Source organism: Haemophilus sp. HMSC061E01 (assembly GCF_001810345.1).
Classification (GTDB): domain Bacteria; phylum Pseudomonadota; class Gammaproteobacteria; order Enterobacterales; family Pasteurellaceae; genus Haemophilus_D.
Window position 1 is genome coordinate 135391 of the sequence record NZ_KV801003.1, and the last position, 13344, is coordinate 148734.

At 41.4% G+C, this 13344-nt stretch carries 12 protein-coding genes, 3 tRNA genes and 1 riboswitch; of the genes, 11 read left to right on the top strand and 4 right to left on the bottom strand.

Annotated features, from left to right (window positions below; translation table 11 throughout):
- From waaA to HMPREF2732_RS03370, 7 genes are all read left to right on the top strand, one after another.
- Positions 1–1288 (top strand): lipid IV(A) 3-deoxy-D-manno-octulosonic acid transferase (waaA, locus tag HMPREF2732_RS03340; protein WP_186821525.1); only part of this gene is annotated, 1288 nt, incomplete at its 5' end.
- Complete coding sequence (coaD, locus tag HMPREF2732_RS03345; RefSeq protein WP_070591147.1) at positions 1285–1761, top strand: pantetheine-phosphate adenylyltransferase; 477 nt, start codon at positions 1285–1287, stop codon at positions 1759–1761. The genes waaA and coaD, both read left to right, overlap by 4 nt.
- On the top strand, positions 1758–1970 hold the full coding sequence (locus HMPREF2732_RS03350) for a YceK/YidQ family lipoprotein (RefSeq protein ID WP_070591149.1): 213 nt from the start codon (positions 1758–1760) through the stop codon (positions 1968–1970). Before coaD ends, HMPREF2732_RS03350 begins: the two co-directional genes overlap by 4 nt.
- Before the next feature lie 13 nt (positions 1971–1983).
- Complete coding sequence (rep, locus tag HMPREF2732_RS03355; protein WP_070591151.1) at positions 1984–3996, top strand: DNA helicase Rep; 2013 nt, start codon at positions 1984–1986, stop codon at positions 3994–3996.
- Between the two features lie 160 nt (positions 3997–4156).
- Positions 4157–4250 (top strand) — tRNA-Ser (locus HMPREF2732_RS03360).
- A gap of 24 nt (positions 4251–4274) precedes the next feature.
- Positions 4275–4351 (top strand) — tRNA-Arg (locus tag HMPREF2732_RS03365).
- A gap of 53 nt (positions 4352–4404) precedes the next feature.
- Positions 4405–4481: transfer RNA gene (locus tag HMPREF2732_RS03370), tRNA-Arg, on the top strand.
- Positions 4482–4534: 53 nt separating this feature from the next.
- On the opposite strand, the gene HMPREF2732_RS03375 is transcribed toward HMPREF2732_RS03370, so the two are convergent.
- Together HMPREF2732_RS03375 and nadR are read right to left on the bottom strand one after the other, a co-directional pair.
- Positions 4535–5215, bottom strand: coding sequence for a metallophosphoesterase family protein (locus tag HMPREF2732_RS03375; protein ID WP_070591153.1), 681 nt, complete (start codon positions 5213–5215; stop codon positions 4535–4537).
- 1 nt (position 5216) lies between these two features.
- The gene (gene nadR, locus HMPREF2732_RS03380; protein WP_083304340.1) at positions 5217–6326 is read right to left on the bottom strand and encodes a multifunctional transcriptional regulator/nicotinamide-nucleotide adenylyltransferase/ribosylnicotinamide kinase NadR; all 1110 of its coding nucleotides are present in this window, start codon (positions 6324–6326) and stop codon (positions 5217–5219) included.
- A gap of 127 nt (positions 6327–6453) precedes the next feature.
- Positions 6454–6628, top strand: a riboswitch (FMN riboswitch).
- Between the two features lie 88 nt (positions 6629–6716).
- On the opposite strand from nadR, the gene ribB reads away from it, so the two are divergent.
- Positions 6717–7364: a 3,4-dihydroxy-2-butanone-4-phosphate synthase gene (gene ribB, locus HMPREF2732_RS03385; protein ID WP_070591155.1), complete on the top strand. Its 648-nt coding sequence runs from the start codon at positions 6717–6719 to the stop codon at positions 7362–7364.
- A 70-nt stretch (positions 7365–7434) separates the two neighbouring features.
- On the opposite strand, the gene dusA is transcribed toward ribB, so the two are convergent.
- Positions 7435–8421 (bottom strand): tRNA dihydrouridine(20/20a) synthase DusA, encoded by a 987-nt coding sequence (gene dusA / locus HMPREF2732_RS03390; RefSeq protein WP_070591157.1) that lies wholly within the window; start codon positions 8419–8421, stop codon positions 7435–7437.
- Positions 8422–8424: 3 nt separating this feature from the next.
- Positions 8425–9810 (bottom strand): chloride channel protein, encoded by a 1386-nt coding sequence (locus HMPREF2732_RS03395; protein ID WP_070591160.1) that lies wholly within the window; start codon positions 9808–9810, stop codon positions 8425–8427.
- A 258-nt stretch (positions 9811–10068) separates the two neighbouring features.
- Between HMPREF2732_RS03395 and rpsL the strand changes: the two genes are divergently transcribed.
- The 3 genes from rpsL (at position 10069) to fusA (ending at position 13247) form a co-directional block, all read left to right on the top strand.
- Positions 10069–10443, top strand: a complete 375-nt coding sequence (gene rpsL / locus HMPREF2732_RS03400; RefSeq protein WP_005543325.1) for a 30S ribosomal protein S12 — start codon at positions 10069–10071, stop codon at positions 10441–10443.
- Positions 10444–10589: 146 nt separating this feature from the next.
- Complete coding sequence (gene rpsG / locus HMPREF2732_RS03405) at positions 10590–11060, top strand: 30S ribosomal protein S7 (RefSeq protein WP_005699184.1); 471 nt, start codon at positions 10590–10592, stop codon at positions 11058–11060.
- Between the two features lie 84 nt (positions 11061–11144).
- Positions 11145–13247 carry an elongation factor G gene (fusA, locus tag HMPREF2732_RS03410; protein WP_049384788.1) on the top strand — a complete coding sequence of 701 codons (2103 nt, stop codon included), beginning with the start codon at positions 11145–11147 and terminating at the stop codon, positions 13245–13247.
- Positions 13248–13344 lie beyond the last annotated feature (97 nt).

Here is a 13344-nt window from a genome sequence, read left to right on the forward strand (position 1 = left end):
TTTTTTTTATACCTGCCTGATGTATCTGATTCAGCCTTTTGTGCTGTTATTCATGTTACTACGAAGTCTCAAAGCTCCGAATTATCGTAAGCGTTTAGGCGAGCGATATGGTTTTTATGCGACTCTTGCTAAGCCTGTGCAAGATGGGATCGTCATTCATGCTGCATCAGTCGGTGAAGTAATTGCCGCTACACCACTAGTAAAACGTATTCAGAAGGAATATCCACATTTACCGATCACGTTCACAACGGTTACTCCAACAGGCTCTGAACGCGTAAAAGCCGCGTTCGGAGATAGCGTGACGCATTGTTATTTGCCTTACGATTTACCTTGTGTCATCAATCGTTTTATTGATTTTATTCAACCTAAAGTATTCATCGTCATTGAAACGGAACTTTGGCCCAATTTGATTGATTGTTTGGCTCATCGAAATATTCCTTTTATTGTAGCGAATGCTCGTCTTTCTGCGCGTTCAGCGAGACGTTATGGCAAAGTCAAACAACATCTACAACGAATGTTTTCTCAAATCAGCTTGATTGCACCGCAAGATAGTATTAGCGGAAAGCGTTATTTAGAGTTAGGTTATGAAAAAGATCGTCTGCAATTAACCGGCAATATTAAATATGATCTTGTAGTCAGTGACGAGTTACTCAAAGACATTACAATACTTCATGAGAGCTGGGCGAAAGATCGTCAAATTTGGATTGCTGCGAGCACCCATGAAGGGGAAGAAGAGCTTATTTTACAAGCGCATCATTTGTTACTAAAAAAACATCCAAACTTATTGTTATTGCTGGTGCCTCGTCATCCTGAACGTTTTAATCCTGTGGCGGATTTAATTGAAAAAGCCAACTTTAACTTTATTCGTCGTTCAACGGGGGATATTCCTTCAGAAAATACCCAAGTGATTCTGGGTGATACCATGGGTGAGTTGATGCTGATGTATGGTATTTCTGATATTGCGTTTGTCGGCGGAAGTTTGGTTAAACATGGCGGACATAATCCGCTTGAACCTTTAGCGTTTAAATTACCCGTTGTGAGTGGAAAGCATACATTTAATTTCCCTGAAGTTTTTACCTCGCTGTTAGAGGTGCAAGGTGTATTGCAAATCAACTCAACAGAGAAAGCATTGGCAGAGATTATTGATAAGTTATTGAATTCAAAAGAGGCTCGTCAGCGTTTAGGTAATGCGGGCTACGAGGTATTAATCGAAAATCGTGGTGCATTACAGCGACTTTTAGATTTGCTTCACCCTTATTTAACGAATATTTCGGAGAACCATAAATGACAAGCGTAATTTACCCTGGCACGTTTGACCCGATTACCAACGGGCATTTAGATATCATTGCGCGAAGTGCGGTCATTTTCCCAAAAGTTTTTGTCGCGGTTGCGAATAGTCCGAGCAAAAAGCCATTATTCTCATTGGAAGAACGCGTTGAACTCGTGCGTCAATCGGTCGCTCATTTACCCAATGTGGAAGTATTTGGATTCTCTGATTTACTCGCAAATGAAATCAAAGCGAAAAAGATTACCGCCATTATTCGTGGCGTGCGAACAACGACGGACTTCGAATATGAATTACAACTGGCTGCGTTAAACCGTTTATTAACCGAGGGTGTGGATAGTTTGTTCTTCCCACCAACAGAAAAATGGGCGTTTGTGTCTTCCACGATTGTACGAGAAATTTATTTGCACCATGGCGATGTGAAAGAACTGGTGCCGGAAGCCGTCTATTTAGCCTTAAAAGCACGTCGTGAATGAAAAAAACACTTCTGATTTTAACCGCACTTTTAGCGTTAACTGGTTGTGGTACGGTGGTGAAATTAATTGACCCATCGGAGAAATACACACCTTACGCGGGGGCGGCTTATGATTTAGAGATGGCACAAAAATGGGGATTACCTATTTTAGATTTGCCGCTGTCATTTTTATTAGATACCGCATTATTGCCTTATGCGTTGTCAAATTAATTTGCATTAAGATATGAAACTCAATCCTCAACAACAACAGGCTGTCGAATATGTTAGTGGACCTTGCTTGGTGCTGGCAGGCGCAGGCTCGGGCAAAACCCGCGTGATCATCAATAAGATTGCGCATTTGATTGAACATTGTGGTTATTTACCTAAACAGATCGCCGCCGTGACCTTTACCAACAAAGCCGCCCGTGAAATGAAAGAGCGTGTTGCCCATTCCATTGGTAAAGAAAAATCTAAAGGATTGATTGTTTCCACTTTCCATACCTTAGGTTTCGATATTATCAAACGGGAATATAAAGCCTTAGGCTTTAAATCCAATATGACCTTGTTTGATGAGCACGATCAACTAGCCTTACTCAAAGAACTGACGGCAGATGTGCTGCAGGAAGATAAGGATTTACTGCGTGAATTAATCTCGGTTATTTCCAACTGGAAGAATGATTTGGTTTCGCCAAAACAGGCTTATGCCTTAGCGAAAGATGCCAAATATCAAACCTTTGCAAAATGTTATGAGCGTTATGCAGCGCAAATTCGTGCTTACAATGCGTTGGATTTCGATGATTTAATTATGTTGCCGACCTTGCTTTTCAAACAGAACGAAGAAGTGCGGTCAAAATGGCAGGAGAAAATCCGCTATTTGTTGGTGGATGAATATCAAGATACCAATACTAGCCAATATGAACTGATTAAATTACTGGTAGGCGAGCGAGCTTGCTTTACGGTGGTGGGGGATGACGATCAATCCATTTATTCTTGGCGAGGTGCTCGTCCCCAAAATATGGTGCGCTTGCGTGATGATTTTCCGAGTTTGCAAGTCATTAAATTAGAACAAAATTACCGCTCCACTCATCGTATTTTGCATTGTGCTAACATTTTGATTGATAACAACGAGCACGTGTTCGATAAAAAACTGTTTTCCAACTTGGGCGAAGGTGAAAAACTGCAAGTCATTGAAGCGAAAAATGAAGAGCATGAAGCCGAACGGATTGTGGCAGAATTAATTGCTCATCGTTTTAGCCGTAAAACCAAATTTAAGGATTATGCGATTTTGTATCGCGGTAATCACCAATCCCGTCTATTGGAAAAAGTGCTGATGCAAAACCGTATTCCATACAAAATTTCCGGTGGGACGTCTTTTTTCTCCCGCGCTGAAATTAAGGACATGATGGCCTACTTGCGTTTGGTGGTAAATCAAGACGATGATGCGGCCTTTTTGCGTATCGTGAATACGCCGAAACGGGAAATTGGTACCGCAACATTGCAAAAACTAGGCGAGTTGGCACAGGAAAAACATATCAGCTTATTTGAGGCGATTTTTGAGTTTGAACTCATGCAACGTGTGACACCGAAAGTTTATGATGCCTTGCAAAAATTTGGTCGTTGGATTGTGGAGTTAAACGATCAAAGTTTACGTTCCGATCCTGAAACGGCTGTGCGTTCTTTACTTTCTTCATTGCATTACGAAGAATATTTGTATGAGTATGCCACTAGCCAGAAAGCCGCCGAAATGCAAAGTAAAAACGTGGCAACCTTATTTAGCTGGGTAGAGGATATGCTCAAAGGTGATGAGGTGAATGAGCCGATGACTTTAAATCAAGTAGTTACCCGTTTAACCTTGCGCGATATGATGGAGCGAGGCGAAGACGATGACGAGAGTGATCAAGTGCAATTGATGACGCTACATGCCTCTAAAGGTTTAGAGTTTCCTCATGTGTATTTAATCGGTATGGAAGAGGGGATTTTGCCGCATCAAACCAGTATTGATGAAGACAATGTGGAAGAAGAACGCCGTCTAGCCTATGTGGGCATTACGCGAGCACAACAAACGCTGACTTTTTCTCTTTGTCGTGAACGGCGTCAGTTTGGCGAGTTAATTCGCCCAGAGCCGAGTCGTTTCTTGGCTGAGTTGCCACAAGATGATGTGCAATGGGAAAAAGATAAGCCAAAATTAACGGCAGAGCAGAAGCAACAACAAACTTCTAGTCAGCTTGATCGTCTGCGGGCAATTTTAAAAGGCTAGAGATGATAAAAATTAAAGTACGGTGAGAAATATATTTGTTTTTTCAACCGCACTTTATTTATGCAAAATGTAGATAAATCAAGCAACCAAAATCGCTTTTTCAAAAAATGATTTGACATATTTTCAAAAAAACGTATTATACCGCCCACACACCGAATGTGGTGAGATGGCCGAGTAGGCTGAAGGCGCTCCCCTGCTAAGGGAGTATGGGGTCAAAAACTCCATCGAGGGTTCGAATCCCTCTCTCACCGCCATTTGTTGTTAGTTTTATTTATTCTGCACCCGTAGCTCAGCTGGATAGAGTACTCGGCTACGAACCGAGCGGTCAGAGGTTCGAATCCTCTCGGGTGCGCCATTTTAAATCGACTCTATCAGTTAGAATGGTCAGGGATAATAAAACATCACTACGCACCCGTAGCTCAGCTGGATAGAGTACTCGGCTACGAACCGAGCGGTCAAAGGTTCGAATCCTTTCGGGTGCGCCATCTTCTCTCTTCAAATTTTCCTTTTTATTAAAAACAATTGGTTCTTTATTTGATTATTTTTCTCGATCATCAATAGTTTTTAATAAATAATTTCCGTGTATGTCTGTGACACTTCTAAAACCGACATTCGTGATTTTATAAGGAAAATTTGTCTTGTACTCGACGTTATCGTGGTGATGACCGTGGAAAACGTGCCTTACCCCTAATTTTTCTGCGAGTTGATTAATCACACGAAATCCCATTGGATGGGGTTTCGGCGCTTCATGGCAAATCAGAATATCGGCTTGCTCATTTTCAATGGCTTCGATATCAGAAGGGAAAATAGACGTACGATGACGTAATGGTACACCGCCACGCCAAATTTTTTCTTGAGGGCTATATTGGCAATAATGAATAGGGTCAAAATACATTGGTTTATTGGGGGGCATCCAGATTTGTCCTCGGAATACGCCACCTAAGCCAGCAATACGTTGACCTTGGATTTCAACAACACGATTATGTAAATTACGTGATTTCCAATGTGTACCCCAAATCGCCTCAAATGCGGCGACGGTTTTGCTATCATGGTTGCCGTGAATAAACCAAATATCACAATATTTTGCGAGTTTATCTAATTCATCAGGCGAAGAAAGTTGCAAGTCACCCAAAATAATCAGGGCAACGTTGTCATCTTCTTGTACGAAAGGATAAAGATGTTCGTAACTTCCGTGCGGATCGCCTGCGAATAAAATCATCTTATTTCTCGGTGGTCAATGTGCGTTTAGTATGTGGTAAACCTTCAAGTTCTTCATCATTTAACACTTTTTCCACAACAGATTTGACCTGGTTATAACGGTCTAAATAACTTGGCGATTCAATTTCAATGTAAGGTACTTTGTATTTATCTAACAATTTCTTCAATAACTGTTGGAATTGTTGACGTTGTTTTTGGCTGCCTAGACTACGTAAGCCATCATCCACCCATTTTGTATTGTTTTTCAATAAAATGGTGACATCAAACGGGTATTCTTTGATCATGGAATCTAAGAACGGATGGGCTTTGCCTTCGTATTGAATACAAAAAGCTTGCGTAGTAATGAAGTCAGTATCAATAATCGCGACTTTATGGGCATGACGCACGGCATAATCAATATAGCGTTGGTGACCTAATGCCATTTGTGGATAGTCAGAATATTGCATGGCTTGCTCATCGCCACCTAATTTTTCAAAGACATATTCCCGACCATATTCCCATGCAGAAGTAGTATTAAATACGGCAGCCAGTTTGCTGACTAACACACTTTTACCACTACTTTCACCGCCTAAAATGGCAATGGTTTTCGCAAAGAATGGACGGACTTCTTTCGGAATGAATTTCCAATATTGGAAAGGTGTAGTACGAATTTTCGTTGCAGATACATTAAAGAAAGAGCGGTCAGGATCCACTAAAGAAACTTCAAGTCCTAAGTATTTTTCGTATGGCGCTTTGTCTTGTGGCTCACTACTAAATACCATCGTCGGGGTAAATTGTTTTTCTTCAAATAGATTTTTTACCGCTTCACTCCAAGCTTGCCACCCATTTGGGTAACTTGGAATGCCATCTTCAACTAAGTGATGAATAAAAATATGATCGTTTTGATATTTAAAGATTTGTTGCATCCAGCGAAGGCGATCTTGTACCGTAGGCATGCGTTTCATTTTACTATCATAAAACAGCTTTAAATCGCGTTCGGTATCGCTACAGACAATCACGTGAAGCTCATCCACTTTACTAAATGCTTCATAAATCATATTAATATGGCCGGTGTGAACAGGGTAGAATTTTCCAAAAATCACACCCACTTTTTTATCGTGTTTGTTCGACATAATGTATCCTTCGCTAAATGACCACTGCGAGGTGGCTGAATAGTTCTATTTTATGCAATCTTTGTGCAAATAAAAACATTTTTCATTGAATGATTTTTTACAGTGACATTTTGCGTTATACTACGACCTGCATTCTCAGGGCGGGGTGAAATTCCCTACCGGTGGTGACAGCCCACGAGCACTTAAAAGTGCGGTCAATTTTGATTGCGTTTTACAAAATTGTTTCGCTTTGTACTTTTAAGGTTAGCAGATTTGGTGAAATTCCAAAGCCGACAGTATAGTCTGGATGAAAGAGAATAAAACGGATTGGGTTCCCAATTCTGTTCTATTTATTTGCATTTCTCAGCCCTGATTCTGGTTAATTTTAGCGTAACAACAAAGGAAATTACGATGAATCAGTCAATTTTATCTGCATTTGGTGCGACCGGCGAAGAACGGGTAATTAACGCATTGAACGCGTTCAAACAAGGTAATGGTGTATTAGTGTTGGATGATGAAGATCGCGAAAATGAAGGCGATTTAATTTTCCCTGCAGAAACCATTACTTCAGAACAAATGGCAAAACTTATTCGTTATGGCAGCGGTATCGTGTGTTTATGTATCACCGATGAACAATGCAAACAGCTTGATTTGCCACCGATGGTAGAGCATAACAATAGCGTGAATAAAACCGCGTTTACCGTGACGATTGAAGCGGCAGAAGGTGTGTCGACAGGTGTATCGGCACAAGATCGAGTAACAACCATTAAAGCTGCGATTGCAGATCAGGCAAAACCCACAGATCTTCACCGTCCTGGACATGTTTTCCCATTACGAGCGGCAGAAGGTGGTGTTTTAGCACGTCGCGGTCATACGGAAGCCTCAGTTGATTTAGCACGCTTAAGTGGTTTTAAACCGGCTGGTGTGATTTGTGAAATCACCAATGATGATGGCACCATGGCGCGTGCACCAGAAATTATTAAATTTGCGAAAAAATTTGGTTATGTAGTACTAACAATAGAAGATTTGGTGGCATATCGTCAAAAACATCAGTGCTAATTAAATACTCAGAAAACAAAAGTGCGGTCAGAAAATCTATTAAATTCTGACCGCACTTTGCATTTTAGGCTTAATTCGTTTCCACAAAGCTTAATGCCGTTTCAACCACTTCAATTCCTGCGCCTTGTTTAAAGGCATTTTCACTTAAATAGCGTCGCCATTGTCTCGCTCCTTTACAGTTTTGGAACGCGCCAAGCATATGTCGAACGATATGATTTAAATAGACCCCTTGGCTCAATTGTTTTTCAATATAAGGGAACATGGCTTCCACTGCTTGTCTTGCTGTGACGATATACGCATTAGCATCAAAAAGCATTTGATCAACATAGCCCAACAACGACGGATTTTGATAAGCCTCACGCCCAACCATCACGCCATCCACAAATTGCAAATGATGTTTCATTTCTTCGATGGTTTTAATGCCGCCATTAATTGCAATGGTTAACTGTGGAAAATCTTTCTTTAATTGATAAACACGATCGTAATCCAAAGGTGGAATTTCTCGATTCTCTTTTGGGCTTAATCCTGAAAGCCAGGCTTTTCGTGCGTGAACAATAAATTCTTGGCAGCCTGCATGATGGACTTTTTCGATAAAGTCACAGAGAAATTCATAGCTATCCAAATCATCAATGCCAATACGCGTTTTCACGGTGACAGGAATATTCACGACACTTTGCATTTCTGCAATACATTCTGCTACTAAATCCGCTTTTGCCATCAAGCAAGCACCAAACATACCATTTTGCACGCGATCAGAAGGGCAGCCCACATTCAGATTAATTTCATGATAGCCTCTTTCTTCCGCTAATTTGGCACAATGTTTAAGCTGTGCGGGATCGCTTCCACCGAGTTGTAGGGCAACTGGGTTTTCTTGCAAATCAAAATCTAAATGATCGTATTTCGCATGAATAATGGCGGGAGCCGTGACCATTTCAGTATAAAGCAACGCATTTTTACTAAATTGGCGATGAAAATAGCGACAATGGCGAGTGGTCCAATCTAACATTGGCGCAACGGAAAAGCGGCCACGATAAAAGTGCGGTTGGTTTTCTGACATATTTTATTTCTCTTGAATCTCGTTACGGCGCAGATCTTCTGCTTGTTGTTCCTGCATTCGTTGACGGAAACGTCCAGCCGCAAAGTGGTAAAAAGGTTTCGGACTAAATTGGCGCGAAATTATGGAGGCAATGATACTGGAAATCAAGAGCCAAATCAGCACTGGTTGAGCCCCGGTCATTTCCATCACAACCACACTCGCTGTCACGGGGGATTGTGTGCCGCCGGCTAAAAAGGCGGCCATACATAAAATGACGAGGAAGCGTTGATCAACCATGCCATTGCTGATTTCCCATAACATGGTGCCGATACCCGCGCCAGTAGTGAGAGATGGCGTAAAAATTCCGCCTGCGATGCCATTCCAATAAGTCGTAACCGTTGCGAAGAGTTTTAGTATCCCCACTTCAGGCGAAACGAGTTGTCCTTCTAATGCTCTTGCAACAACATCATAACCTGTTCCATAGGTTTGTCCTTCGCTGTAGGTGCCCATAGCCGCAAGCAATAAACCAAGTAATAAGGCAATATAAATAGGGTGTTTACGAATCCAGTCACGCCATTTGATTGGAGAAAGTCCCGCGAGACCTTTGGCAAGGAGTCGTCCAAATATACCACCCAGTACACCGCAGATGACGCCACAAATGGCAAGCCAAAGATATAAATAAGGAATAGAGGTTGTGCCCCTATAAACAGGAAAGTAAGGGCTATTGCCTTGAATCGCCACTAAAATAAAACCAGCGGCTAATACACCAAGTAACACGCGTCGTTCCCAGCGTAACATCACGCCTCGACCAAGTTCTTCAATGGCAAAAATCACCCCAGCTAAAGGCGCATTAAAGGCGGCTGCAAGACCGCCAGCTGCACCCGTTGCGATGAGCTCATTCGTACTTAAGCCGCGGAAAGCAAAGTTGTATTTACGACAGAAATTCCCCCAAGCTAGCATGACTGCAGCACCCACTTGAACAGAAGGGCCTTCACGCCCAACAGACGCACCGATAACCATTGCAAAGAAAGTAAGTGGAATTTTCCAAATGGTTTGACGAAATTTAACAAGTTTCGTTTTATAGCCATTGTAAGGAAGATTAATGGAGGCAATCACTTGTGGAATACCGCTGCCGCCAACATAAGGCGTGTATTTGGCAGTAAACCAAGTGAGGAAAGCAAGACCAAGCGGTAAAACGATCCAAACGGCGAGAGGGTATTTAGCAGACCAATAGGCATTAAATTCAAGTCCGATATCGGCTAGCTTGGCAAATCCAAAGGAAAAGAGGGCAACAAACGTTGCACCAATCAGTAAACATACAAATTCGAGTGTTTTATGAGAGATACGATGCGTTTGTCGAAGTTTTTTGTGATAGAAATAACGTAAATGAAAAATGAATGAACGTAACATAATGATTGCCAACAAAATAATTCTGTTTGGAATTATAAAACCCTGGCTTCAGGCAGGCAATTGATTTGACAAAGTGCGGTCTATTTCACCTAGATTTTTTGTCAAGCGATCCTTTGCGATCCTATTTCTGTTTAAATATTGACAATGCGAGGTGAAACCATTAAAATTCAGCGTCTATTTCTTCTGTCTATTGGATAGAGAGATAGATTTTGTAACAAACATTCTATTATGAATAACATTTAAACTGGAGCTTTTTTAATGGCAACTATCAACCAGCTAGTACGCAAACCGCGTGTGAAAAAGGTTGTAAAAAGTAACGTTCCTGCATTAGAGGCTTGCCCGCAGAAACGTGGTGTGTGCACTCGTGTATACACAACTACACCTAAAAAACCGAACTCAGCATTACGTAAAGTATGTCGTATTCGTTTAACTAATGGCTTTGAAGTAACTTCTTACATCGGCGGTGAAGGTCACAACCTTCAAGAGCACAGTGTTGTGCTTATCCGTGGTGGTCGTGTTAAAGACTTACCAGGTGTTCGTTACCACACTGTACGCGGCGCATTAGACTGTGCAGGCGTTAAAGATCGTAAACAAGGTCGTTCTAAATACGGCGTTAAACGTCCTAAAGCTTAATGGAACTCCGTTAAGTAAGGCCAAACGTCTAAATTAGTAAAAATTTAAATCAGAAACTCCAGTATCACATTAACTCACTTTAAAGTGCGGTTAATTTTTATAGAGTTTTGGATATCCTGAAGATTAAATATACGGAGAAATTCGCAATGCCACGTCGTCGTAGTGTTGAACCACGCAAGATTCTTCCAGATCCGAAGTTCGGTTCAGAGTTACTTGCAAAATTTATTAATGTATTAATGGTAGACGGTAAAAAATCCGTTGCTGAAACCATCGTTTACGGTGCGTTAGACAAACTTGCAGAACGCACAGGTAAAGAACCTTTAGAAGCATTTGAAATTGCACTTGAAAACGTTCGCCCAACCGTTGAGGTTAAATCTCGTCGTGTTGGTGGTTCTACTTACCAAGTGCCAGTTGAAGTACGTCCAGTTCGTCGTAACGCATTAGGTATGCGTTGGATCGTTGAAGCTGCACGTAAACGCGGTGATAAATCAATGGCTTTACGTCTTGCAAATGAATTATCTGATGCATCAGATAACAAAGGTGCAGCTGTGAAAAAACGTGAAGACGTTCACCGTATGGCTGAAGCTAATAAAGCATTTGCTCACTTCCGTTGGTAATACGCTTTTAAAATTTAAGGGCTTCATCCTCGATGAAGCCTTACCCTTATATAAACAGATATTAAACTTAACAAGGTTATAATAATGGCTCGTACAACCCCTATTGAAAGATATCGTAATATCGGTATTAGTGCGCATATTGATGCTGGTAAAACTACTACCACTGAACGTATCTTATTCTACACTGGTGTAAGTCACAAAATTGGTGAAGTACACGATGGTGCAGCAACAATGGACTGGATGGAACAAGAACAAGAGCGTGGTATTACCATTACCTCTGCGGCAACTACCGCATTCTGGTCTGGTATGTCACAACAGTTCCCACAACACCGTATCAACGTTATCGATACTCCGGGACACGTAGACTTTACTGTTGAAGTAGAACGTTCTATGCGTGTTCTTGATGGTGCGGTAATGGTTTACTGTGCGGTTGGTGGTGTTCAACCTCAGTCTGAAACTGTATGGCGTCAAGCTAACAAATATCAAGTTCCACGTATTGCGTTCGTAAACAAAATGGACCGTACTGGTGCTAACTTCTTACGTGTTGTTGAACAACTTAAAACTCGTTTAGGTGCGAATGCTGTTCCTCTTCAACTTCCAATCGGTGCAGAAGAAAGTTTCACTGGTGTTGTTGATTTGATCAAAATGAAAGCGATCAACTGGAACGAAGCTGACCAAGGTATGACCTTCACTTATGAAGATATTCCAGCAGATATGCAAGCAGCGTGCGAAGAATGGCGTCAAAACCTTGTTGATGCAGCAGCTGAAGCAACTGAAGAATTAATGGAAAAATATCTTGGTGGTGAAGACTTAAGCGAAGAAGAAATCAAAGCAGGTCTTCGTCAACGCGTATTAGCAAACGAAATCATCTTGGTAACTTGTGGTTCTGCATTCAAAAACAAAGGTGTTCAAGCGATGCTTGATGCAGTTGTTGAATACTTACCAGCACCAACTGATATTCCAGCAATCAAAGGTATCAACCCAGATGAAACTGAAGGTGAACGTCACGCAAGCGATGATGAGCCTTTCTCTTCATTAGCATTCAAAATTGCAACTGACCCATTCGTAGGTAACTTAACCTTCTTCCGTGTGTACTCAGGTGTAATTAACTCTGGTGATACAGTATTAAACTCTGTACGTCAAAAACGTGAACGTTTTGGTCGTATCGTACAGATGCACGCTAACAAACGTGAAGAAATCAAAGAAGTTCGTGCGGGCGATATCGCTGCAGCAATCGGCTTAAAAGATGTAACTACGGGTGATACATTATGTGCTATCGATGCACCAATCATCCTTGAGCGTATGGAATTCCCAGAGCCAGTAATCTCTGTAGCAGTAGAACCTAAAACTAAAGCTGACCAAGAAAAAATGGGTCTTGCATTAGGTCGTCTTGCTCAAGAAGACCCTTCATTCCGTGTTCACACTGATGAAGAATCTGGTGAAACCATTATTTCTGGTATGGGTGAGTTACACTTAGACATCATCGTTGACCGTATGAAACGTGAGTTCAAAGTGGAAGCTAATATCGGTAAACCACAAGTATCTTACCGTGAAACTATCCGCACTCGTGTTAACGATGTGGAAGGTAAACACGCAAAACAATCTGGTGGTCGCGGTCAATATGGTCACGTTGTTATTGACTTATACCCATTAGATCCAGAAGGTCCTGGTTACGAATTTGTAAACGAAATCAAAGGTGGTGTAATCCCTGGTGAATACATTCCTGCAGTTGATAAAGGTATCCAAGAACAGCTTAAATCTGGTCCATTAGCGGGTTATCCGGTAGTAGATATTGGTGTACGTTTACACTTCGGTTCATACCATGATGTTGACTCATCAGAATTAGCGTTTAAATTAGCAGCTTCTTTAGCATTTAAAGCAGCGTTCGCTAAAGCAAACCCAGTTCTACTTGAGCCAATCATGAAAGTTGAAGTAGAAACTCCACCTGAGTATGTGGGTGATGTAATCGGTGACTTAAGCCGTCGTCGTGCTATGGTTAACGGTCAAGAAGCGAACGAATTCGTTGTTAAAATCGATGCAGAAGTTCCACTTTCTGAAATGTTCGGTTATGCAACAGACTTACGTTCACAAACTCAAGGTCGTGCATCATACTCAATGGAACCGTTAAAATATGCTGAAGCGCCAACAAGTGTTGCTGCTGCAGTAATTGAAGCGCGTAAAAAATAATTTTTTGTAACAATCCGCTCTATAAGTCGAATGGCTTATAGAGCATTTTCTAGGAAACTAAACAAATGTCTAAAGAAAAATTTGAACGTACAAAACC

Excerpts from the sequence above, each read along its gene's own strand:
- coaD (WP_070591147.1), top strand. The coding sequence starts at position 1,285 with ATGACAAGCGTAATTTACCCTGGCACGTTTGACCCGATTACCAACGGG.
- HMPREF2732_RS03395 (WP_070591160.1), bottom strand. The coding sequence starts at position 9,810 with ATGTTACGTTCATTCATTTTTCATTTACGTTATTTCTATCACAAAAAA.
- rep (WP_070591151.1), top strand. The coding sequence starts at position 1,984 with ATGAAACTCAATCCTCAACAACAACAGGCTGTCGAATATGTTAGTGGA.
- rpsG (WP_005699184.1), top strand. The coding sequence starts at position 10,590 with ATGCCACGTCGTCGTAGTGTTGAACCACGCAAGATTCTTCCAGATCCG.
- nadR (WP_083304340.1), bottom strand. The coding sequence starts at position 6,326 with ATGTCGAACAAACACGATAAAAAAGTGGGTGTGATTTTTGGAAAATTC.
- rpsL (WP_005543325.1), top strand. The coding sequence starts at position 10,069 with ATGGCAACTATCAACCAGCTAGTACGCAAACCGCGTGTGAAAAAGGTT.
- HMPREF2732_RS03350 (WP_070591149.1), top strand. The coding sequence starts at position 1,758 with ATGAAAAAAACACTTCTGATTTTAACCGCACTTTTAGCGTTAACTGGT.
- fusA (WP_049384788.1), top strand. The coding sequence starts at position 11,145 with ATGGCTCGTACAACCCCTATTGAAAGATATCGTAATATCGGTATTAGT.
- HMPREF2732_RS03375 (WP_070591153.1), bottom strand. The coding sequence starts at position 5,215 with ATGATTTTATTCGCAGGCGATCCGCACGGAAGTTACGAACATCTTTAT.
- ribB (WP_070591155.1), top strand. The coding sequence starts at position 6,717 with ATGAATCAGTCAATTTTATCTGCATTTGGTGCGACCGGCGAAGAACGG.
- dusA (WP_070591157.1), bottom strand. The coding sequence starts at position 8,421 with ATGTCAGAAAACCAACCGCACTTTTATCGTGGCCGCTTTTCCGTTGCG.